Source organism: Clostridium lacusfryxellense (assembly GCF_018861735.1).
GTDB lineage: Bacteria > Bacillota > Clostridia > Clostridiales > Clostridiaceae > Clostridium_AD > Clostridium_AD lacusfryxellense.
This window is the reverse complement of record NZ_JAHLEB010000005.1, coordinates 1-24,606: the sequence shown is the minus strand read 5'-3', so window position 1 is coordinate 24,606 and position 24,606 is coordinate 1. Positions and strand designations below refer to the sequence as shown.

Annotated in this window: 19 protein-coding genes and 1 pseudogene; 16 read left to right on the top strand and 4 right to left on the bottom strand. The window is 29.1% G+C overall.

Features of this window, described 5'->3' with window-relative positions:
• The first annotated feature begins 52 nt into the window (after positions 1 to 52).
• Positions 53 to 424, top strand: coding sequence for a hypothetical protein (locus KPL55_RS04745; RefSeq protein ID WP_216305566.1), 372 nt, complete (start codon positions 53 to 55; stop codon positions 422 to 424).
• Between the two features lie 50 nt (positions 425 to 474).
• Here KPL55_RS04745 and KPL55_RS04740 read toward each other — a convergent pair whose 3' ends face one another.
• Positions 475 to 1,908 carry an MFS transporter gene (locus tag KPL55_RS04740; protein ID WP_216305565.1) on the bottom strand — a complete coding sequence of 478 codons (1,434 nt, stop codon included), beginning with the start codon at positions 1,906 to 1,908 and terminating at the stop codon, positions 475 to 477.
• 293 nt (positions 1,909 to 2,201) lie between these two features.
• Here KPL55_RS04740 and KPL55_RS04735 point away from each other — a divergent pair, with 293 nt between their 5' ends.
• The 9 genes from KPL55_RS04735 to KPL55_RS04695 all read left to right on the top strand — a co-directional run bounded on the left by KPL55_RS04735 (position 2,202) and on the right by KPL55_RS04695 (position 11,792).
• A complete protein-coding gene (locus KPL55_RS04735) occupies positions 2,202 to 3,050 on the top strand; it encodes an undecaprenyl-diphosphate phosphatase (protein WP_216305666.1) in 849 nt (282 codons plus the stop codon).
• A 10-nt stretch (positions 3,051 to 3,060) separates the two neighbouring features.
• On the top strand, positions 3,061 to 3,810 hold the full coding sequence (locus KPL55_RS04730) for a GNAT family N-acetyltransferase (RefSeq protein ID WP_216305564.1): 750 nt from the start codon (positions 3,061 to 3,063) through the stop codon (positions 3,808 to 3,810).
• A gap of 23 nt (positions 3,811 to 3,833) precedes the next feature.
• Positions 3,834 to 4,550: a response regulator transcription factor gene (locus KPL55_RS04725; protein WP_216305563.1), complete on the top strand. Its 717-nt coding sequence runs from the start codon at positions 3,834 to 3,836 to the stop codon at positions 4,548 to 4,550.
• Positions 4,551 to 4,668: 118 nt separating this feature from the next.
• Entirely contained in the window at positions 4,669 to 5,547 is an 879-nt protein-coding gene (locus tag KPL55_RS04720) for a sensor histidine kinase (RefSeq protein ID WP_216305562.1), read from the top strand.
• Between the two features lie 73 nt (positions 5,548 to 5,620).
• Positions 5,621 to 6,385 (top strand): ABC transporter ATP-binding protein, encoded by a 765-nt coding sequence (locus tag KPL55_RS04715; protein ID WP_216305561.1) that lies wholly within the window; start codon positions 5,621 to 5,623, stop codon positions 6,383 to 6,385.
• Positions 6,375 to 8,333, top strand: coding sequence for an FtsX-like permease family protein (locus KPL55_RS04710; RefSeq protein WP_216305560.1), 1,959 nt, complete (start codon positions 6,375 to 6,377; stop codon positions 8,331 to 8,333). The genes KPL55_RS04715 and KPL55_RS04710 overlap by 11 nt, the downstream gene beginning before the upstream one ends.
• 377 nt (positions 8,334 to 8,710) lie before the next feature.
• Positions 8,711 to 10,219 (top strand): IS21 family transposase, encoded by a 1,509-nt coding sequence (gene istA, locus KPL55_RS04705; protein ID WP_216305559.1) that lies wholly within the window; start codon positions 8,711 to 8,713, stop codon positions 10,217 to 10,219.
• Complete coding sequence (istB, locus tag KPL55_RS04700) at positions 10,216 to 10,947, top strand: IS21-like element helper ATPase IstB (RefSeq protein ID WP_216305558.1); 732 nt, start codon at positions 10,216 to 10,218, stop codon at positions 10,945 to 10,947. The genes istA and istB overlap by 4 nt, the downstream gene beginning before the upstream one ends.
• Positions 10,948 to 10,985: 38 nt before the next feature.
• Positions 10,986 to 11,792 (top strand): GNAT family N-acetyltransferase, encoded by an 807-nt coding sequence (locus KPL55_RS04695; RefSeq protein WP_216305557.1) that lies wholly within the window; start codon positions 10,986 to 10,988, stop codon positions 11,790 to 11,792.
• A 113-nt stretch (positions 11,793 to 11,905) separates the two neighbouring features.
• Here KPL55_RS04695 and KPL55_RS04690 read toward each other — a convergent pair whose 3' ends face one another.
• From KPL55_RS04690 to KPL55_RS26915, 3 genes and pseudogenes are all read right to left on the bottom strand, one after another.
• Positions 11,906 to 12,973: an HD-GYP domain-containing protein gene (locus KPL55_RS04690; RefSeq protein WP_216305556.1), complete on the bottom strand. Its 1,068-nt coding sequence runs from the start codon at positions 12,971 to 12,973 to the stop codon at positions 11,906 to 11,908.
• A 196-nt stretch (positions 12,974 to 13,169) separates the two neighbouring features.
• Positions 13,170 to 13,915, bottom strand: a pseudogene (locus tag KPL55_RS26920) (methyl-accepting chemotaxis protein); the annotation flags it as partial.
• Complete coding sequence (locus KPL55_RS26915; protein WP_216305555.1) at positions 13,891 to 14,436, bottom strand: MCP four helix bundle domain-containing protein; 546 nt, start codon at positions 14,434 to 14,436, stop codon at positions 13,891 to 13,893. The gene KPL55_RS26915 and the pseudogene KPL55_RS26920, both read right to left, overlap by 25 nt.
• Before the next feature lie 859 nt (positions 14,437 to 15,295).
• Between KPL55_RS26915 and KPL55_RS04675 the strand changes: the two genes are divergently transcribed.
• The 6 genes from KPL55_RS04675 (at position 15,296) to KPL55_RS04650 (ending at position 24,501) form a co-directional block, all read left to right on the top strand.
• The gene (locus KPL55_RS04675; protein WP_216305554.1) at positions 15,296 to 16,585 is read left to right on the top strand and encodes a ComEC/Rec2 family competence protein; all 1,290 of its coding nucleotides are present in this window, start codon (positions 15,296 to 15,298) and stop codon (positions 16,583 to 16,585) included.
• 324 nt (positions 16,586 to 16,909) lie between these two features.
• Positions 16,910 to 18,142 (top strand): hypothetical protein, encoded by a 1,233-nt coding sequence (locus tag KPL55_RS04670; RefSeq protein ID WP_216305553.1) that lies wholly within the window; start codon positions 16,910 to 16,912, stop codon positions 18,140 to 18,142.
• Between the two features lie 330 nt (positions 18,143 to 18,472).
• On the top strand, positions 18,473 to 21,727 hold the full coding sequence (locus KPL55_RS04665) for an HD domain-containing protein (RefSeq protein ID WP_216305552.1): 3,255 nt from the start codon (positions 18,473 to 18,475) through the stop codon (positions 21,725 to 21,727).
• 350 nt (positions 21,728 to 22,077) lie between these two features.
• Positions 22,078 to 22,839, top strand: coding sequence for an ABC-three component system protein (locus KPL55_RS04660; RefSeq protein WP_216305551.1), 762 nt, complete (start codon positions 22,078 to 22,080; stop codon positions 22,837 to 22,839).
• Positions 22,836 to 23,075, top strand: coding sequence for an ABC-three component system middle component 7 (locus KPL55_RS04655; protein WP_216305550.1), 240 nt, complete (start codon positions 22,836 to 22,838; stop codon positions 23,073 to 23,075). Before KPL55_RS04660 ends, KPL55_RS04655 begins: the two co-directional genes overlap by 4 nt.
• Positions 23,053 to 24,501, top strand: coding sequence for an AAA family ATPase (locus KPL55_RS04650; protein WP_216305549.1), 1,449 nt, complete (start codon positions 23,053 to 23,055; stop codon positions 24,499 to 24,501). The genes KPL55_RS04655 and KPL55_RS04650 overlap by 23 nt, the downstream gene beginning before the upstream one ends.
• The last annotated feature ends 105 nt before the right edge of the window (positions 24,502 to 24,606 follow it).

Sequence of the window (24,606 nt, the reverse complement as noted above, 5' to 3'; positions counted from 1 at the left end):
ATGTTTGATAATGTATAGTATAGATTTATTATAGAAAAGGGAGGAATTAAATATGGATATATTCATACAAATACTATATATGTTTGCATTTGCAATTATTGTTCTTGTAATATATAACGTTTTAAAAATTTATGTATTAAATAAGATAAAAATAGGCAAATGGATAGTGCTTGGAGCGGCTTTGTTACTTTTCATTATCCCCATGATGTTGTGGCCGACTATGCCATTGTTTGTTTCTAGATATGTAATACCAGGAATAACTGTTGTTTTGTTTTTATGGTTTATGGACTTATCAGGTTTTTTGAAAAAAAGAAATGTTTCTAATACAAATACTTCAAGTAGTATTTCTAGAAAAGATAAAAAGGATGATATTGTTATTAGGCCTAAAGCTAAACCGAACAGAGTTAAAAATATCAAAAAATAATACGAAAAAAGGGTATAAATTTCTTTTAGAAATTTATACCCTTTTTTATTTTAAGGATTTGATCTTTCGGCAATCTTTTTTTGAATATTCTCTACGGTGAATTTATTAAGATTATATCCTGAAATGCTTACAAGTGCTGCTATAAAGCTTAACCCAGAGCCTATACTTAGCATTAGGCCAAGTATAATTACTGTGTTTTCAGCTTGAAGGGGGAGACTAGCATCGAATTTAACTAAATCTAAAACAAAACCTATAAAGAGCAAAGTTATAGATTGAGAGAGTTTATAAAACAATGTTAGACAGCCGTAATAGCTACCTTCAGCTCTTTTTCCAGTATTAAGTTCATCTAAATCAATGACATCTGCAATCATTGAAAAAGGAAGAGTAAATAATCCTCCAGTACCAAAGCCTGCAATTACTGCAAAGGGTATGAAGTAAAATTCATTCCCCATTACATGTTTCTTCATAAACACTAGTATAAGAAAAAGTAAGCTACTTATAATGCAAATTATAATTCCTAAAATCATTGAAGGTTTCTTATCTAATTTTTTAGATGCTAGGGCCCATATAGGTTGAGATAATATTGAAGTAAGAAGTTGTATTCCAACAATAAGGGCGATCTGCTGACTACTTAGGGAAAATGTATATGTGTACACATGTAAACCTGTATTTGCAACCAGGGCTGAGGCGATGTTTGTAAACATAAATGCAAAAGCCACATATCTAAAGCTTTTATTAAGAAAAATTTCTTTAAAAGATGAATGAAGAGTTTTTAGATTTACATGGCCAATTTCCTTCTCGGCCTGATTACTTAGGATAGGAATATATTTTTTTGTAGAATAAAAACAAACAAGGGCAAAAATAATAATTAGAATTGATGAAAAAATCCCCATAGAATTATAGGAACTAGGGTTTAGTTGACCTGATGGAAAGTCTGGAGTAGAACGAAAAAAAACAAACATTCCCAAAACTGATACAAATGCTAGTCCTAGAAGAAAGAAAATAGTTTTAATACTTTGAATGCTAGTTCGTTCATTATAATCATTAGATAATTCAGCACCTAGAGCAGTATAAGGAGTTACATAGATTGTGCTGAAGGTTTTGATTACTAATATTAGAAAGAATATAATAGCAAACTTTAAATAATTTGATAGTCCTAAGCTTATACTCCATAAAAGATAATTAGATATCCCTAGTCCAATGCCTCCTATAAGTATATATAGATGGCGTCTGCCGAAAAGTTTAGATTTAGTCATGTCTGAAAAATATCCCATTAGAGGGTCAGTGATGGCATCCCAAATTATACTTAGGCTTACAGCTAAACCAACTAGACTACCAGGTATATGGAGAACGGCAGTACAGTAAAAAACTAAATAAGTTCCTATAACTTGACTAGAAATACCTGCGCTGAAGTTTCCGGATCCATAACCTATTTTATCTAAAAGAGGTATTTTTCTGTGGTTGCTACTTTGAGATTTATGCAAGATAACCCTCCTTGTTTTGTATTATTATTTTAGACAGCTGAAATAATATATTTAGTTAAAATTATACCATATGTACTATATTATTCAACTTATCAAGGAAAATCATATAGATTAAATAATAAAATTTATTACATAAAAGGGAGAGATTTTATATTATACGTTTCTAACTAGGTTATCAAAATTATAAAAATTTACATTAGTGTAACATTACTGTAAGTTTTGAAGATAGTACCTTGTGCATTATTGTGATAAACTATATGAAGTAATGATTAGGTTTAAAGGGGGGATATATCATTGATATAATATTTTTATTAAAGGCAATATTAATAGCGATAGTAGAGGGGGTAACTGAATTTATTCCAATATCTTCTACAGGACATATGATATTAATTGGATGGGCGATTGATTTTCAGGGAGAATATGCAAACATGTTTGAAGTAGTAATTCAACTTGGGGCAATAATGGCAGTTGTTGTTTTGTATTGGGCTAAAATTAAAGAAAGTGTAATAGAATTTATTAAGTTTATATTTACTAAAGGGAAAGAGGGGAAAAAAGGATTCAAATTTGGTGCAAATGTTATTACAGCATCTATTCCAATGGGGATTGCAGGGTTAGTGTTATATAAAAAAATAAAATCATTATTTACACCAGAAGCTGTTATAGTGGGATTTATAGTTGGTGGACTATTACTTTTAATAATAGAAAAGAAAGCTAGTAGTGGGAAACATAAAGTAAATAATTTAGATAACATAACCACATTACAAGCATTTAAAATTGGGTTATTACAACTTCTTGCTATGTGGCCAGGAATGTCAAGAAGTGCTTCTACAATTATGGGTGGATGGATTGCTGGATTATCAACACCGATAGCTGCAGAATTTTCATTTTTTATAGCAATTCCAGCTATGATAGGTGCTTCAGGTAAAGATTTATTTGAATTTGATTATTCTACTATGACGCAAACATTATGGATTGCATTACTAGCTGGATTTATTGTGGCTTTCATAGTATCTTTAATAGTTATGAAAAAATTCATTGAATATTTAAAGAAGAAACCAATGAAAGTATTTGCAGTATATAGGATAGTAGTAGGTACATTGCTTGGAGTTTTAGTATTGACTAAAGTTATTATATTAACATAGGAGGAAATTAATGAGTAAAAAAGCTGATGCTTTAGAAATTGCTAAGAAACAATTATCGCTGGATTATAATTGTAGGGTCTCTGATTTTGAGAAAAAAGAAAATACAATATGTGAAAATAGGCTTATCACTGGAAGACGTATATATGACAGTGATGGATGTTTTTTTAAAGTAGTTTGTTTTGGTGGCAGAACAATTATAAGCACATCACAACAAATGATGCCTTGGTGTCAAGAAAAACTGTTTAAGCATGATAGTGCATGGTTTTTTCAATATCCAAATCTACGTAGAATTGATGAAAAATTAATTGAGTTTGGACACGAAATTGCGGATGTCCATCATTATTATCTTTCTAATTTTAATATTCCAGAAGGTGAGCCTATTATTGATGTGAAATGGTATGAGCAAAAAGATATATTACAGTTTGAGAATGACAATAGGTTTGGGGAAGCTCTTGCTTTTAGTGAAAACTATCCAGATATGCTCGCGGTTGCAGCTTTTGAAGGAGATAACATAATGGGTATGGCCGGTGCCAGCGCAGATAGCAAAATAATGTGGCAAATTGGTATTGATGTTTTGCCTGAATATCGCAGCAGAGGCATAGGAACAAACTTAGTTCTTCTTTTAAAAAATGAGATATTGAAAAGAGGGAAAATTCCGTTTTATGGCACTGTAGAATCGCACATTCAATCTCAGAATATTGCTGTGAGTGCTGGCTTTTTTCCAGCATGGGCTGAACTTTATTCAAAAGTGAAAGAGTAGATTAACAAGTATTAGGGGGTAATATGGATAAGATTTGTATAATAGAGGATGATTTTAAACTATGCGAATTAGTTAAGGAGTATTTAGAGGAAAAAGGATTTTGTGTGTATATAATAGAGGATTTTATTAATATAGAAGAAGAAATAAAAAAAGAAAATCCAAAGCTAATATTACTAGATATTAATTTACCTTATGTTGATGGTTATTATATTTGTAGGGAGGTTAGGGGTAAATCTAATATACCAATCATAATAATCTCAGCTAGAAATGGGGAAAAGGATCAGATTTTAGCTATTGATTTGGGAGCGGATGATTATGTTACTAAACCATTTAAATTAGAAATATTGCATTCAAAGATTAAGTCTGTTTTAAGAAGAACATATGGTGAATATGCTTCTGATAGTAAATACAATGAAGGGAAAATATTATATTTAGATGAGAAAAAATTTACAATTAATTTCAAAGATAGAGCAATAGAGCTTACCAAAAACGAATTTAAAATTATTAATAAGTTCTTGATAAATTCAGGAAAGATAATTAAGAGAACAGAATTTTTTCAAGAACTTTGGGATGAAGATACATTTATTGATGAAAACACTCTAACTGTTAATATTACGAGAATTAAGAATATATTTAAAGAACTAGAAATTAAGGATATTATAAAAACAAAAAGAGGCGTGGGATATATTTTTGATGATAGTGTGCTAAAAGAGGTGACGCAAAATAAAAAAAATAATTAAAAACTTTTTTTTGGACAGGCTAATATATATTTTATTCATGGTTATAAATTCTGTATTCTTAATAATATTTTATACTTTTACTGTAGGTGAAAATGTTGAAATTATATACCCGCTTATAATGACTATATTTTTTATTTTAGCATTGTTAACTATTGATTGGTGTAGATATTTTGGATTTAATAAAGGTATTGAGGCAATGAAGAAGGATAAACATCATAGACTAAAGTCATCAACAAGGGAGCAAAAGGAAGTAGTAAAAATAATTAAATATCTTAATTTAATGTATGCACAAAAGCAGCAAAAGCAATTATGCGATTATAAAAATAAAATTTATTTTTTAAGTGGTGCAATACATAAGTTTAAAAATTATATTTCTGTTATAGGACTTATAATAGAAAAAAACAAATATAAAAATCAAGATTTAGAGGTTGTTTTAAGGGATATAGAATATGAGAATTATAATCTATATAGTTCTCTAAATCAGGTTTTAAATTATATAAGACTCGATAGTTTCAGTAATGATTTTGAACTTGTAGTCGTTAATCTATATGATGAGTTAAAAAATATTATAAATAAAAACAGGAGTGCTTTTATAAATAATGATGTTTTTCCAATCTTGGGTAAAGAGGAAAAAGACAATATTATACTAACGGATACAAAGTGGAATATGGTAATAATAGAGCAGATGATTACAAATGCAATAAAATATAAGACGTTAAAAACAGAAAATAATAAAATATATTTTAATATAAAAAAGAAAGACAACAATGTTTTATTAACTATAACAGATGAAGGAATTGGAATTCCAAGCTATGATTTGAAAAAGATATTTGAGCCTTTCTTTACAGGAGAAAATGGAAGGAAATCAAGAAATTCAACTGGAATAGGATTATATATAGCCAGGGAAATATCGCTTATGCTGGGTCATGAAATTAGTATAGAATCAAAAGTTGCGATAGGAACTGAGGTTACAATTAGATACCTTTCAAAAATGTAAGGTTATTTTCACATTAATAAATTTTTATATGTGGTTACTAGCTTTAATATTATATGTGAAAGGGGTCGATTAAATGGAAATCTTAAAGGCCAGGGATTTAACAAAGATATATGGTGGCGAAAATGAAGAAGAGTCAACAAGAGCATTAAACGGAATATCTTTTAACGTAGATAGCGGAGAGCTTGTAGGCATAATGGGACCATCAGGTAGTGGAAAAACAACCTTACTTAATATGCTTTGCGGTATTGATAAATTAACATCAGGGCAAGTCAGTATAAATGATAAAGATATATGTGAAATGAGTAAAAATGAACTGGCCTTATTTAGAAGAAAAGAAATAGGGTATGTATTTCAAGACTTTAACCTTTTAGATAGCTTATCTCTTAAGGAAAATATAATGCTTCCAATGATTTTGGATAAAAAATCACCTGGCGAAATGGAAAAGAAAGTTAAGGAGCTTATGAATCTTTTTGAAATATATAATATAGCTAATAAATATCCGTATAACATTTCTGGTGGTCAGCAGCAGAGAGTAGCTGTAAGTCGCGCACTTGCTAATAGTCCATCAATAATTTTTGCAGATGAACCAACAGGAAATTTAGATTCCAAATCTTCAAAAGGTATTATGGAATGTTTTAAAAAGATGAATCTAGAGCTTAAGGCGACCATATTAGTAGTAACCCATGATGTTTTTGCAGCAAGTTATTGTAATAGAGTTTTATTTATTAAAGATGGAAAAATGCACTCGGAAATAATTAAAAAAGGAACAAGAAAAGAATTTTCAGATAGTATTTTTAACTCATTAGCTGTACTTGGCGGTGAAAGTTATGACCTTTAAAGATATAGCAATCAAAAATTTTAAAGGAAATATAAAAAAATACTTAATTTATTATTTATGCAATAGCTTTATTGTAGCAATGTTTTTTATGTACTCAGTTTTAATTTTTAACGAAAAACTATGGACAACATCTCAAATAGAGAAAGGTGTATTGCAGGGACTTATGATTCCAAGTGTAGCTCTAGGAGTATTTTCACTATTTTTTATAAGTTATGCTCATTCAACCTTTATAAAGTGCAGAAAAAAAGAATTTGGTGTATTTATGCATCTAGGTATGACAAATGGAGATATAAGGAAAATAATTATTTATGAAAGTATGATAGTTGGTTTAGGGTCAATATTATTAGGGCTTCTAGTAGGAGTCGTTTTTTCAAGGCTGTTTTTTATTATTATACTAAAACTATTAGAAGTTAAAGGAATAAGTTATATTATAGGTTTCAATAACTTTATATTTTCGATAATTATATTTAGCGGTATTTACTTAGCAAATATAGTAACTACGATAATAGCTACAAGTAGGTTTGAAGTGATTAAACTTTTAAAAGCTGATAGAGTGATTCAAAGTAGTAGATTTAGTAATCCTATATTCGCATTATTAGGGCTAGCAATAGTTATAGGGTCATTTATAGATTTATATAAAGAATTTAATAACTTGGGTATCGGGAGGGTACTGTTAGAGACAACTATAATAATTTTAATAGGTCTATATCTTTTTATATCACAGTTAGGAGGATTTTTAATAAAGTGTTTTAAAAGACATAGAGGTATTTATTTTAAAAAATTATTACTTATAACCAGTCTAAACAGCAAATTTAAACAGACTAAAAAAATAATATTTATTATCTCAATTTTAGTTACAGTAATAATATTTTATACTGGATTTATGCTTAATCTCTGCATCACAGCTGAAAAGGAGGCATTATATACAAATCCTTATGATATTTTTTATGCTGAAATTAAAGATAAAAATGTAATATCTAATGAGGTAATAGAGGAAATAGTGAATAGAAACAAAGAAGAAATAACGAAACATAAAACATTAGAATTTGTATATTACTATGGAACTAGTCAGCAACAACCGGCTGGCGAAATCATAATTACTGATAAAGAAATAAATAAATTAAAGAAGACTAATCTGAAGGTTAGTAAAGGCAATTACGTATTTCTTAAGCAGTCAGATGGAATTAGTGAAGATGAAAAGAAAGATTTTAAAAGCTTTGATATGAAGCTTGTTTTTAATAGTGGAACATATGAATTAGATAATCAAGAGAATGTTTTTAAAAGAATATTCAATAGCATTAATTATTCTTATTCAGAAGTTAAAGTGGTAAATGAGAGTGACTATAATTTTATTAAGCAGCAAAAGGGAGGTTATGAACTTGGGAAAATTCAGTTATATAACCTTGGCAAGTGGAAGGATACAAAAGCTATAGTTGATGAGTTGAAAGTCAAGCTAGACACAATAAATAAAACCACAGGAGCGTCCAATTTACCATTTAATATATATGAAGATATGTTAAAGGTAACATCTAAAATTGGTTATTATAATGCTAATATGCAAGGAGCTAAACTACTATTATTTACTTCGGGATTTTTAGGCATATTCTTTTTTATAGCCACAGCTATAGTACTATTTTTAAAGCTATTATCGGATATTGATAAGGATAAAAAGAGATTTAACAGTATGTATAAAATAGGAATAACAGAGCAAGAGATTAGAAAACAAATAGCAAGTGAACTCAAACCACTCTTTTTTATTGGTCCTATCATAGGTATTATATTAGCTTTTGCTTATACCATAATCTTTAACCAGGACAGTGTATATAACGCACGCAAGTATTTTATATATTCTAATATAACAGTTTCATTAGTGTTTTTGCTTATACAATTAGTCTATTATTTTATGTGCAAAAAAATATATTGTGATGAAATTTTAGATGGTCTTTAATATTTCAAAAAATTATTTAGTAAAGAACATTTATAATTATTTTTTCCATTGAGAAAATTAGATTTTATACTTATAATTTACTTATCAGTTAAAATGGATTAGATGTAAAAAGGAGATTATAAAATGTAAAAAAAAGTATTAAATCATTATATTCGTTTAGAACAATATATTACAGAAAAGGAGTATAAAGAAATAGGTCAACTTATGGACAGTTGCATCCTAGAGGACAAAACTAATCTTAAGATTGTTTCTGGTATACTAAAATCAATGCAGACCGGCCTTTAAAAAACCAAGCATAAAATGGAAAAATTCCATTGCCAGCACCCTTAAAATATATTATCCTTTTTAGTGACGAAACCGAAAAGGAGAACAAGGAGATGCTAACAATGGAACATATATATCGTATCAGACATTTGCGAAAATTTGAAGGAAAAAGTTTAAGAAAAATCGCAGAAATTACTGGGCATGATTTTTCTACCGTGAAAAGGTATGTTGATAAAGAAGATTTTAATATCCCAATGCCCATAAAACAAAAGCGGGAGGGCAAATTATCACCCTACAGAGATATTGTCTTGAAATGGCTCACTGAAGATAAGAAGGCTCCGCACAAACAACAACATACAGCAAAAAGAGTACATGATCGATTGGAAGAACTCTATCCAAATGAGTTTGATGCTCATGAAAGATCCGTAAGAAAATTCGTTGCAAAGCTACGAAAAGAATTAGCTATGGTGACCGATGGATTTCTACCACTAGAGCATCCACCAGGTGAAGCTCAGGTTGATTTTGGAGAAGCTCGGTTTATTGAAAATGGTATTACATATGACGGTAATTATCTTAATATATCTTATCCACATAGCAATGGTGGCTATATGCAACTCTTTAAAAGTGAAAATCAAGAATGTCTATTAGAAGGTATGAAGGCAATATTCGAACATGTCGGTGGAGTTCCAATAGCTATATGGTTTGACAATATGTCTACAGCCGTTAAGAAAGTTAAAGAATATGGGAAGCGTGATTTAACTAACGGATTTATAAGATTTATGATGCACTATGGTTTTCAAAGTAATTTTTGCAATCCAAATAGTGGTAACGAAAAAGGATCCGTCGAAGCAAAAGTGGGATACCACCGCCGAAATCTCTTAGTTCCAGTTCCAGAATTTAAAAGTCTAAAAGAATTTAATAAGGAACTTCTTAAAAAATGTGATAAGGACATGAATAGAATGCATTATAAGGGCTATGGGCTTATCAAAGATTTGTTTGAAGAAGATATTATAGAGTTCTTTAAACTTCCGGACGCTCCATTTGAGGTGTATTTGCATCAATTTGCAAAGGCAGACAATTACGGTAAAGCGAAGTTTGATGGAAGGATTTATTCAACATCTCCCAACATGGCAGGACAGCAAGTTATGTTTAAAGTTGGAGCCTATGACATTGATGTATTAGATTATAATAATAATTTTATAGTTACTCATAGCAGGCTATATGGGGAAGAAAAAGAATCGATGATTTGGATCCCTTATTTAGAACTTATGTCTAAGCGGCCTACGGCCCTAAAATACACAGGGATCTTTAACCAACTACCTACAACCCTTAAAGAATATATGAATCAATGTGATTATGTAAGCAAAAAGCAAGTACTTAAATTATTTACAAAAATGACAGCAGATACAAATATAGATTCTGCAATAGCGGCATTTGAAGAAAGTATTAAGTGTGGAACAAGTGATGTTGATAGTATTTGGGCTACATATTGTCGATTAACGGCCGGCCCTTTACCGGAACTAGAAATTTGTTTATTAGAAACAATCCCAAAACTTAAGAAGTACACTCCTGACATAACGGTTTATGATAAATTAATGACTGCAGGAGGACTAAATCAATGAACTCGGATGTGTTAATAAAACATTACTGCAAAGAACTTAGACTAGGAACTAGTTTTTACGAAAACTATGCAGAAATTCAAGCAACTGATTTTGGGGATTTCTTAGCACAGATATTAAAACGTGAAGCTGAAAATAGAGAAGTAGTTAGAAGAAATAGAAACCTTAAATCAGCTGGATTTGATGTTATTAAAACCTTTGAGGACTATGTTTTTAAAGATATACAAGTTCCTCAAGCAATTGATATTGATGATCTAAAAACCGGAGGTTTTATTGATAAGCTAGAAAACCTAGTATTATATGGCCCTGTTGGGACTGGTAAAAGCCACATGGCCACTGCCATTGGAGTTGCTGCTTGTTCTAGAGGTAAAAAAGTAAAGTTCTTTCGAACAGCAGCATTAGTTAACCAATTGAGTGAAGCGAAAGCTAAAGGTGAATTGAAACGTTTTATGCGTCAGATTGAGAAAATTGACATGTTGATTTGTGATGAATGGGGGTACGTACCCTTCGAAAGAGAGGGTGCTCAGTTACTATTTCAGGTAATCTCTGAATGTTATGAAAAAAGAAGTGTAATTATCACTACAAACTTAGAGTTTAGTAAATGGAATGGAATTTTTTACGATGAAAAGCTTACTAGTGCTATTATTGACAGACTTGTTCATCACAGTCATTTATTAGTCTTTACCGGCCCAAGTTACCGATTAACACACTCAACCATGAATCCCCAGTAATGGGAATAGGGTGCTGGAAAAATTAAGTTCCGCAGTGCATGGTTTTTAGCTTGCCAAAAACACTTAAGATAGAATTAGACTATAAGTTAAATAGGAGTAGAAATTTTAAAATAGGCTTAGAGAACATAAATGAGTTTCTATATTATGTTGGGGATGTTTTGGTAGCTTACCTTGGTATCTCTAGTTTCGGAGGTAGTAATATTGGCGAAATCAATGGTATGACCCACCCGGACTTCCGAAGAAATGGGTTGTTTAAGAAGCTACTTGAGCTTGCAATAGATGAGTGCAAGGGGAGGAGCTTTGATAAACTATTACTACTATCAGATGGTAACTCTAACTCAGGCGTTGAATTTATAAAGGCTACCTATGGTAAATATGATTTTTCAGAGTATAGAATGAAGCTGGTTAACAAAACTACGTTAGAAAATAATAATACTATTAGTTTAAGAAAAGCTGGGAAATCCGACGGAAAGGAAATTGGAAGACAAAATGCAGTATTTTTTAACTGTTTAGTAGAAGATGAATCTTTTCCTGAGGAAGAAGAAGAATTAAATAAAATCACATACATGGTTGAAGTAAAGGATACTAGTATTGGAAAAGTTAGGGTAAACTACAGTGATAACTCAGCTTTCATAAGTGGGTTTGGTATTATGCCTAATTTCAGGGGTAAGGGATATGGTAAAGCAGCATTAAAGGAAGCTATAGGTTTAATAAATGAGAGGGAGATCTATGAGATAGAATTGGATGTGGAATGTAAAAACAATACTGCACTTAATTTATACGAAGTTTGTGGTTTTCAAGAGATGTCTGTAATGAACTATTATAGTTATGATATCAATGAATAATATTCTTAAAATGCTCATCAACTACTAAAAATAATAATCTAAATAAAAAAGCCACGTATTGGAATTAATATCCCGTATGTGGCTAAATTTACACGTGTGTATGTTGTACCTAATTATGGTTGAAATTCTGTAATAAACAAATCTCTTTCCACTTGTAAATCTATAAAATTTGAATCAATAGATATAAGAGGTTTAGATATATTATTTATGTCTATTTTAATTATCTTTCCAATAAGACCATTATTAAGTTTTACCATCTCACCAGTGTAATAGTTTGACATATGTCTAACAAAGGTAGTTATATAATTATAATCTAATAAATCAATACAATCATGTTGCAAAACCTCTAATACTTTTAAAGGGTTTTGTTTTTTACGATAAACTCTATCAGAGGTCATTGCATCAAACATATCTGTAATTGCTATTATTTTTGCAAAAGTACTAATCTTATCTTCTTTTAAACCAAGAGGATAGCCTGAACCATTTAAACGTTCATGATGCATAAGAACACCTGAAATTATGGAACTATCTAATAAAGGAATATTTTTTATTAGGTCGTAAGCGTAAAATGAATGCTTTTTAACTTCATCAAATTCTGAGTATGTAAGTTTAGATGGTTTATTTAATATAGTGGGGTTAACCTTAGTTTTACCTATATCACTAAGAAAAGCAGTATGTGTAAGCATTGTTAATTCATTCTTAGGTAAATTAAGCCACTTTCCTAGCAGTGAGCTTAAAAGTGCAACGTTTACACAGTGACGAGTAAGATATTCGTCTATATTTTTTGAGTTTGTTATATTCTTTATAATTGAACCATAATCATTAAGATTATCTAAAATTTCTTTAGACATAATTTTTATTTCTGTTAAATCTGGTTCGGAATCCTTTTGTAGGCTATTTAGAAATATATCTATCTTATTTGAAAAACGATTTAATGTGTTTTCAGTTTGAATTAAACTCTGCTCTCTTGAATTTTGTGAACTAGGAGCTACGAGTTCTTCTCCACTGGCATAAACATGTATAGTGTTTGATGGGTAAAATTCTATTATCTTTTTTATAATTGAACTATTCAATGTAATTTCTTTAGCAACTAAAGTTGTGCCGTCTACTATTAAATTTTCAGCCAAAATCATATTTGGTTTTAGTTCGTAAATGCTTATACTTTCAAGATTTGATGTCATATATTCATCCCCTTTAAAAATAATTTATAAATTCTGTGAATTTTGTCCGTCATGTTATACAAATACAATTAACTGATTGGAAATATTATACCACATATAAAGGTTCTCTGTGTTTAAACACAATCTATTGAAGCCCACTTAATTTGTCCATCAATATAAGCAATTAATTATTTTATAAACAAATTAAATGTTTTTCTTAAACTATAAATTTATTTACCATTTCGTTAAGTTTTAGTGAAAGCTCAGCTTGGCTTACTTGACCAACCGTTGCTGTTATTTCCTCAGCCATAGCAGCAATTTCATCAGACATATTACTTACGAAATTCGAATCATTATAATACTGATTTCCTGTTTCCCCATAAGCATTTAACTGTTCATTTATCTGTGTATTTATAAATTCTAATATTTCGCTGCCTGTATCAATACTGCTTTTAAATACAGCCTGAACTTTAACAATAGTTTCTTTAATATTTAATACTGCTTGAGATGATTGCTCTGCAAGTTTTCTTACCTCGTCTGCTACCACTGCGAATCCTTTACCGTTCTCGCCAGCTCTTGCTGCCTCTATGGCAGCATTTAATGCATTTGTCTAGTTTTATCGATAGCATATTGACTATTACGTTTAACTTCTGTGGCCTTTTCTTTAAACTGATTTGCATTATTACTTCCTTCCATTGCTTTAGAAGAAAGCTCATTGATAGTTGAATCAACTTCTTGAACAGAAGCAGATATCTCCGCAGAGGTGCTACTTGACTCTTGCATCCCAGTGGCGATAGCATCTGATGCTTCCTCTATAATTATAACTTTTGAAGATAATTCTTGAACTGTGGCTGAAAGTTCTTCTGACGATGCACTTAAATCCTGTGAGTTCTCTATAATTATTTTTACTAGATTTTTAATGTTTTCTTGTGCTGAATTTAACGCATTCCCGGTTTGTCCAAATTTATAAATGCAATAGCTGTGAAAAGTATAATTGTATTTCTAGTCTTATTAAATAGCTCGATATTATTTAAATTTGCCTGTTGAGCTGATGTATCATTTATTTGAATACATTCTTCTAATTGAAGAAACATTAAGGTTTGTTTTGGACCCATACCTGAATTATAAAGTTTAACCACGTCAGTATAGTTATTAGCGGTAACAAGTTCAATTAGATTAGTTTCGAGTTCTTTATATTTTATTAAGTCATTTTTAAAACCATCATAAATTTTTCGCTCTTTAGGTGTTGTGTATAATCCCTCATATTGCTTTTGTAAGATAGCGTTTTCATTGTTTAAATCACTAATATTCTTTAGTTGAAGAGATAATTTTGATCTGTTTCTTTCCAAAATAAGTCTAAGCGTATTAACACTAATGTCGTTTAAATTCCCTTTAATGGCGGTTAAATCCTTGATAGCTATTAGATTAGTACTATATATAGCATTAGAACCTTCGTTTAACTTATCTGAATTTAATATTCCCACTACTCCAATTAAAACTATAAAAATATTGTTAAGATCTTTCTGCTAAAATTATGACTGCATTTATTTTGTTATGATTTAAATCAACATGCAATTACATAATATGACATTATATTCTCTAAATAAACTAAAAACATATATATAATCTCACCAGTGTTAATATTCGACATTTTACCTGAAAAACCTTTTTTTGTGGTTAATTATTTTAGTAAGAATAGATTGTTAAAAATAAACCCCTCTGGAGTTCTATCCAGAGGGGTAAAATACACTATTACTAGTAAAGATACAACTATAAGGTGTACTGAAAAGCAATATAAACGTTGAAATATGGTAGACTAAAAAATGTAATAAATACAACTATACCTGTACTGAGAGTATGGGTGCTTTTTTATTAAATACAACTTGAAGTGTACTGGGATATGAATTAATGAATAAATATGCAGAAATATCTTATGATATAGAATTTTTTAAGTGTTTAATAATGTCAATATGTTTAAAGTCATTTGGTTGGAACTAGGTTTAATGTTTGTATTAGTTTTCGTGGTAATTTGACTTGGGGCATCATAATAATACAGTACAACAATCAATACATAAGTATATAAGAAGTAGAAATTATTATTAAAAGTAATCAAATAAATATTTAATTTTACGGTAAATAAATACTCAATAAAATAAAGTATATATAATATAAGTGTAATATATCGGGGGTTTTTACTTTTTTCTACAAATTTTGAAGGAGAATTATGGGGGCTTATAGAATTATGTAAATAGAATGGGTAGCGGTATTGACGGATTTACATTTATGTGGGGAATATAAACTTTTTAAACCATAAATCTCTATTTTAAGCTTAGGAGGATGAAAATGAGTATAAATGTTAATTGTGATACTAAATTTCATAATGTAGGACAAGGTATTTTCTATTCAGGACATATTTTTAATGAGGATTTTAATTTTTATTTTATATATGATTGTGGAACTGAAAGTACTCAAAAATACATTAGAAGGTCAATTGAGGAATTGTGTTATGAAATAAAAAGAAATAAAAGTAAATTAAATTTATTAGTAATATCACATTTTGATAATGACCACGTTAATCAACTAGGGAAATTATTAGATAGCATAGAGGTTGATACAGTCATTATGCCATATTTAACACCAATATGTATATTAGCATTAGCAGCTAAGTTTTCTAGAGAATCTGAAGAATATTATGATTTTATTGCTGACCCAATTAAATATCTAATAGGTAAAAAAGTAAATAACATAATTTTATTGGGCGAAGGTGATGCTTCAGAGGATGAAGTAATTTTTAGTAATTTAGATAATCTTGATAATCTTGATGATAACTTAATAATAAAATTAGAAAATGATAATGAATTAAAAGAATTTGTGATGGAGAACGAAGATATAAATGATATTAGTAAAGTTATGTTTAGAAAGCATGATGGATACATTTTCTTAAAGAATTTGTGGATGTTTAGGTTTTTTAATTGCAGTAGTGGTGAGGAAGACCTTTATAGATTTATAACTATGTTAGATAGTTATAAAATTGACATTAGTACAACTAGCAAGATTGTTGAAATTATTATAGATAAAGATAAAAGGAATATTTTAAAACATTGTTATAAAACGGTATGGAAGAGCATTAATAATACATCTGTAGTTATGTATCATTCCCCAATTGGGAAAAATCTAATTGTAGATAATTACATTACAGTGAATCATAAAAGAATATGCACTATAGATAAAAAGTATCAAAAGCAATCTAAAAGACATTGTAGGGAGTTACATTATGCTTTTAACAGATTTTCTACTATATATCAAAAGAATATATCGGGTACTTTATTATTTGGAGATATAGATTTAAATTACCGTTATAAGGAGATAACAACACACTTTAAAAATGGTTTGGATAACATTTTAATTATTCAGGTACCACATCATGGTTCAGTATATAATATGTGTTATTCAATTTTAGAAGATGTAAATAATGGCTCCACGTGGGTTGTACCATTTGGTATATATAATAGGCATAATCATCCAAATGAAGTGGTAATTGAGATAATAAGAGAATTAAGTCCAGCGAAGATGGTTGTTCCGAATAATGAATGTTATGAAATAGTAATTGATTCTAATGTTACATATGAATAGATCGGGTATTCCAATTTTTACTTACTAAATGTCTGAAGGAAAGCCTCAAAGTGCTAGTAACCATCATAGGGGTAGTCAGTGGATTAATTAAAAGAAAATTTGTTTTGATGCCTGAATGCGATGGATATTAAATAATACTACAAGAACAGTTATATTAATAGTAAAATTAATAAAAAGAAAATTAATATTGATATTATTTAAATTAAATGAAGAAAAGTTGTTGCATAGAATAAATGATTTATAATCACTTATAATACTTGCATATTACGCTAATTAGTAGTAAAGAAGGTTTGTTTAATAACATAGAAACATGGAGGATTAAAGATGGGAGAATATTATTCTAATCAGAAAACAGGCGGTAGTGTTAATTCAAAGATAGATCATCAAGACTCTGTAGCTATAATATATAGTTTGGAATTACTTGGCGATGACTCAAAACTATTTGACTTTAAGAGAAATATTAAAGATTATTGTATAGAATTTGAGTGCAATGATGATTTAGAAATTATTAATGAATCAGTGCGTATCTTTATCCAGGTAAAAAGCACTTCTGTTAATAAAGAAACATTATTAAAAATTTTAGAGAATTTTAGAATGAATGCAGAAATTGAAAAGGAAAAAGAGAGTTATTTTATTATATCTGCATTTGAGAACATAAAAATAACAGGTGGAAATTTTACGGAGAAGCTTGAACAATACCAAAATATGCTCATGAATATATATGAGAGTGAACTACGTAAAAAACAAATAAAGCAAGAGTTAATGAATAGATTTGAGATCCCAATAAAATATGATAAATTGCTAGATAGATTAAAAATAGATACAAGATCACTTATGATAGATAACGAAGATACAAGAGCTATTTTTGCTAGATATCTGCGAAAGGCATATGGGATTAAAGATTTTGGTGAGAGAAGAATAGATGTAGTTTATGAAAACCTTGGTAATAAATTCGCAAGATTACGTAGAAATAGAGGAAATATTTACAAAAAAAACATTGAAGAGATAATTGGAAAGGAATTTTGTAAATCAAGTTGGTACTACGGAATATCTGTCACTCTTGGTTATAAAAAAGAACAAAATGGATATGTAAGATCTAATGAATTGATTAAAAAACAACAAGAAATTGCATATGGTGCAAGGAAAGCAATTAGAATTATAATGCGTGGTTGGAAAAAAAGTTATATAAAAGAATTCCTAATTAGTCTACTAAGAGGTGCAAAACAATGTCCGAAATGTAGTCATCCAATGATTGCAAATCATGGGGGGTTAAATGGGATTGCGTGCCCAGAGTGTGGATTTAGTCCTTATGTAACATTTATTATTTATTGTGAATGTGGAAGTTATGAGGTGATAAAAGTACAACCAGAGATAACCGAAGATGCAATATTTGGATATATAAATGAATTTTTTAAGAAGCGAAATGATACTAAATGTAGTGAATGTGGAAAAGAGTTATTAGATGATTATTTAGAGCTAAGAACGGCATTGATTCCAGTACCTATTCCTTTTCAAAGTTATAAGAATATAGATGAGATATATAATTGCAATAAGTAACTGTTATTTTTTATGAACTTGTTATTGATTATATATTAATTAAGCTAATTATGAAAAATGTAAAGAAAATTTAAACAATTCAACTATAGATATAGATTAATTTATAAGGATAACAAAGAGATAAAAAAGAATATTGCTGCATGATTTAACAGGGTGTTTCATGATGAACATAAAGAACTGAGAGAGCAAATGACACAAGAAGAACCTAAATATATTGAAATTTATGAAAAGTAGGTATTTTCATTAGGTACACTGATTAATAAAGAAAAATAGTATTTTATTTGAAAATTAGCTTTTTATTATTTGATTTTGAAGGAGGGAATTGATTTAATGATTGATAAAATGTACTATACATTAGAACAGCATTTAGAAATTTTCAAAGAAATATCACAAGATTACGCTGACATATATGCATCCTGGTTATTAGATAAGAAAGCGATAGGAAAGGTCCTTAATGCAGTTTCACATTTTTATCCACATTATAGTGATCATGATGAAAGTCATAGTAGAAAACTTATTAAAAATATTGAGATGTTATTAGGCATAGAGCGAATTAAAGAGCTAAGTCCTACAGATACTTGGTTAATCTTAATGTCTGCATATTTACATGATGCTGGAATGGTTTTAGTTAATGAGGTATTAGATAAAAAATGGGATACTCCAGATTTTCAAGATTTCTTGAAGCAAACAGCAGAAGGCTGTTATAACAGTTATGATGAGGAATATATTGAAGCTTCAAAATATTTATTATCAAAAGGGAAAAATGATAACCAGTTAGACTGGCCACTAAAAGTGAGATATTATGTTATTTTAATAGCAGCCGAGTATTTTAGGAGAAGTCATGGGGAATATAGTAAAAAGGCATTGAACACTCTTGAAGAATATGGACTTAGTATAGCGGCTTTTCAAACGGTACCAAATAGAATAAAAAATTTAATTGGTCAGGTAGCCTTTCTTCATGGTAGAAATTTTAAAGAAGTAATGGAATTAGATTATAAAGCTAACGGGATAGGTACAGATCTAATACATCCAAGATTTGTAGCAATGATGATTCGTCTGGGAGATTTACTTGATTTGGATGATGGACGATTTACAAGTGTATTTCAAAAGATGATTTATAAAATTCCTAATATATCTCAAGTACATATGGGAAAACACTCATCCATAAGACACTTTTTAATTGATCCTGATGGAATTGAAATTGTAGCAGATTGTGATACCACAGAAATATATAGAGAAACAAAGTCTTGGATTGATTGGTTAGAGGATGAAATAAAAAATTTAGCAACTAATTGGTCACAAATTGTTCAAAAAAATTTTTATGGTGGACCACCTAGATTAAACAAACAAAGTCTATTTCTAAAAGGTAAAAAGGATAGAAGTGAGCAAACAGATCTTAGGTTTGGGATATCTATTGAAAAAACTTTTGATATATTACAAGGAGCATCAATATATGACACTAAATTAGTCTTTATAAGGGAATTAGTTCAAAATGCTTTAGATGCATCTAAAATGCAGATGTGGATGGACATTTGTAATGGAATATATGATAGTATATTTGAGAAAGAGAATGAGATTAAAAATTACATCGACATTAAGACGTTAGATGACATACCATCAATTATATGGAATAATTATTCTATTAAGATATGTACCAATCTTGATAAAAAAACTTCAGAAATTACATTTTCGATTGAAGATAGAGGTTGTGGATTTACGATGCAGGATTTAATTAGATTTACAGAGGTAGGAGAAAGCTGGGGTAAAGATGGAGAGAAGGCTAAAATCATTGGTACGATGCCATTTTGGCTAAGACCAACTGGAGCATTTGGCTTGGGGGTGCAATCTTTATTTCTGGTTACAGATGAAATAGTAATTTATACTAAGTCAGATGGTGAAAACCCTAAAAGAGTTACAGCGGTTTCTAGAAAAAAGAATGGATATATCACTTTAGAAGAACCTGATGAGAACATAAAAAGGGGAAGTAAAATTGTATTTAAAATAGGTGAAGAAGTTTGTAAAGCAATTGTTGAAAATGATACAGAAGTCGATCCATTTATACCTAAAATTGACTATTGTAGTATATTTATTGGTAATATGGAACGATATTTTACAGATAAAATATCGGATAGTTTATTTTTAATACTATATAATGGAGAAAACAAAGTAGAGCAGCAGTTTTATTGGATTAAAAATTATAAACTTGATGAGTTTAAGAAGGTTAAATATTTAATTGAATATAAATTAGATGTTGAGAAACCATTTATAGCTATTACATTGCTAGATATGATTACCGGTTCATATTTTCAAATACATACTTTTCAAGGAGATAAATTAGAAAGATACAACTATAAAAGGATATTATTTAAGGGGATTGGTGTACAAAGTCCAGGTTTATTAGGGGATTACATAAGTACATTTCTTGATTGCTTTGAATTTAAATGGGATATTCTAAGTTTAGAAACAGAAAAATATTTAAACATAGCAAGAACAAAGTTTAAAAATGAAGCTATATTTAAATTAAAAAAAGGAATGCACAGAAATGTTATAAATGCATTAATGCTATTTTGGGAGAAATGTCTTTCAATTGACGATAACAGAAATATAATAATGAATTTTATAGAAAATAATGATAAATACCCTGCTAAGATTAAACCAATTGCATATTTTATGTCAGCATATACATTAATTAAAGATATTGGTATTGATAAGGACTTAATTGGGAGAGTTGTTGCTAAAGCATTTAGTGCAACAGTTTATGGAAATACAACACTTGAGAAAATAGATGAAAGTATTATTTTTAGTGTGGAGAGCATTCTTTTAGTAAAATATTGTGATGGCAATAGTAGTAATGAAGGTATAGGTTTTTATGATGATCATATTTACATGAATATTTATAAGCGGTGTATAAAATTGAGTGAAATTATAAAAGAATTGAATAAAACAGCTAAAGTTATTAATTTTGCTAGTGATGCTGCATATATAAAATATTTTAATAAATACTTCAATGTTGAAACCATAGTGCACTTTAAATTTACCCCAGATATGGATATTTGTATAGATTATATTGATGATGAGGATGAAAAATCAGATTTTAATGATATAGAATATATGGAAGTAATAAAAATTAGGCGAAAAAACAATGATATTGTCCAGATGAATAATAATCTGGATGAAAAGTTATATAATAAAATTATTTATTCATTAATGGGTAATTCAATTGCTTATTCTATGTGTAGAAATATAATATATTGTATATATCCATATGGTCAAGTATTATCAGTGGACAAAGTACCTAATGATTCTAGAGTAAAAGATAGTGATGGTAATAATGAACTTATTATTGGAAATAGTTATATTATATCTCCTTTCTTAATGAACGAAACTATCCCTTTTGAACTTGAAACACCAAAGCTTATACAATGGTTAAAAGATAATATGGGATTAAATGAATTATCAAAGTGGGTAGTAGAAAATTCATCACAATTAGAACAATATAAACCCAATATTGAACAAGTAACGAAAGCGTATGAGAATTTGATTGAGGAATATCATAAGTTATACAAGATCAAAACGAAAGAATAATAATATTGACATGCTTATAAAAGAACATGCCAAGTAATGTATTCAACTAATAAGAATATAATTTAAATATTATTTTATAAAAGATATTATAACTTTTAATAAGGTTATGCTATCTTTTTTATTTTACAGGGTTTTGTTTATTGAAAATAAGTGTAATATATAGACGATTTTTACTTTTTTCTACATATTTTAAAGGAAAATTGTGGACACTTGTTGAATTATGTAAACATAGTAGTTTAGAGATGGTGTTGTATATAATTATAGTGTGTTATATCTGGTGTTGTTTTAGATGTTTATATAAAAAATAATATTGAAGTACCGTAATAAGAAAAGGTGAGTGGGTGATATATGTGCAAGATAATAGAAGAAAATTTACTGAGAATGAAAAGATGTTGCTATATAGTGAAGTTAGAGGGCGCTGTCCAATTTGCGGGGATAATTTAACTCATAAGAAGAATGGAATTATATATAAAATTTTTGAAGTTGCACATATTTACCCTGCAAATCCTCGGATAGAAGAAGTAATATTATTAAAAAATGAGCTTCTATTAAGTACGGATGTAAATGATTTAAAAAATGTAATTGCAACTTGTCGAAAATGTCATAAAAAATTCGATACTCCTCGGACTGTAGAAGAATACCAGAAATGGTATAGAGTAAAACGAAAGTTAATTCAGGATGCACAAACCAAAAGCATATATGAGCTTTTTAATGTAGAGGATGATATCAGAACAGTGTTAGAAAAAATAAACAATCCAATTACTGAGAAGGAATTAGTTAAACTTAGTTATGATTCTCTCAGAATAGATGAAAAAACGAATGGAACTTTGCCATATATAATAAAAAGAACTATAAAAAATGATGTGGTGGATTACTATGATTATATTAAAGCACTTTTTATAGAAATTGATAATAATATCCCTTACAAATTCGATACAGTGGCTTCGCAAATAAAAGTGTTTTACTGTAAGTGTATGCAAACAAATCAAAGTCAAGAATATATTTATAATGTTATGGTTGATTGGTTAGATGAAAAAACGGGTTCATACTCAAAAAAAGCATGTGAAATAGTGGTGGCTTATTTTATACAAGATTGTGAGGTGTTTTCATGATATTACCTAATAAGCTAATTCCCTACAATAAAAGTATTTTAGCTAAAATGATTTATATTCTTGATATGTTGATTTTAGGTGATGAACATTTAGAAATTTTATATAATAAAATTAAGGATAATTTCGAGGATATAAATCAATATATATTAACATTAGATGTGTTGTTTTCTCTTGAAAAAATCCAAATAGATGAGGAATTGAAGGTGCTTAAATATGTTAAAACGGATAATCTGTGATAAATTTGTGCAAGAGGAAATTATTTTTCATAATGGTCTAAATACTATTATTGGCGATGAGATTGCTTCTAATTCAATTGGCAAATCTACCATGTTAATGATTATAGATTTTGCATTTGGTGGAGAGGATTACATAAAAAAGAATCATGATGTAATAGATAACTTAGGCCAACATATGTTTAAGTTTTCATTTGTGTTTGATGATGGTGAGATGTTTTTTAGCAGATCTACAAAAGAGTATAAATTCGTATCTTTATGCAATGAGAGATTCGAAGTTCAAGATACAATAATGCTTGGTGAGTTTACAAAGCGTCTTCAAGAAAAATATAGTACAGAACTTGAAGGTTTATCTTTTCGTAGTATGATTGGTAGATATTTTAGGGTATATGGAAAAGAAAATCTTAATGAACGAAAACCTATTCAATATTTTGAGAAGGAAACAGCAAAGAAATCTATTACGGCTCTACTAAAAACATTTAATAAATATAAGGTCTTAAGAGAGTTTGAGGAACAAATCCAAAAGCTAACAGATGAGAAAAAATTATTGGATGATGCCGTAAAAAACGAACTGCTACCAAAAATTAATAAGACATTATTCAAAAAAAATAGAAAAAGAATTGAAGCATTGGAGGGTGAGCTGAGTAAACTAAAAGAAAATATTATTAGTGTTTCAGTGGATATTGAGGCTCTCGTTTCAAAGGAAATCTTGGCTTTTCGTAGAAAAAAAAGTAGATTAATTACACAGGCTAATATTTGTGAAAGTCGTTTAAATCGAACATTAACGAATATTGCAAATAAAAATATAAGTATTAAGAACGAATTGGGGCAGTTAATTACATATTTTCCTAATTTCAATATAGAACAGATTAAAAAAGTTGATGCTTTTCACACATCAATAACTAAGATATTGAAAGAGGAACTTAAACTTACAGAAAAAGAGATTAAAGCTCAAATTGTCGAACTTAGAAATGAAATTGAAGATTTAGATAAAGAGATTAATGGAAAATTGACAATAAAAAATGCTCCTCAATTTGCTGTTGATAAGGTTATAGATTTAGCTACCCAAATTAAGCAACTAACTGATGAAAATGGTTACTTCACGAAAAAACAGGGGATTGATGAATCTATAAAAACAGCTGCAGAAAACTTGTCAACATTAAAAGAATCCATTCTTGATGGAGTGTGTGGCCAAATTAATATTGAAATGAATGCGTTAAATAAATTAATATATACTGACAATAGACATGCACCTACTTTAAATATACACGGCGATAAATATACTTTTAATACATATGGGGATACTGGAACAGGAACTGCATTTGCTAATCTCATTACGTTCGATTTAGTAATGCTGGATTTAACTTGCTTGCCTGCTATCGCTCACGACTTACCTCTATTAAAGAACATTGAAAATCCTGCATGTTAAACGTCAAATTATAACTAAGTGAAACGTCATTTTATTTCTATTATTAGTAGGTAATCTACGTCAGATTATCTCTGCAAAATCACTTTATAAATAAGGAAAAAGCAT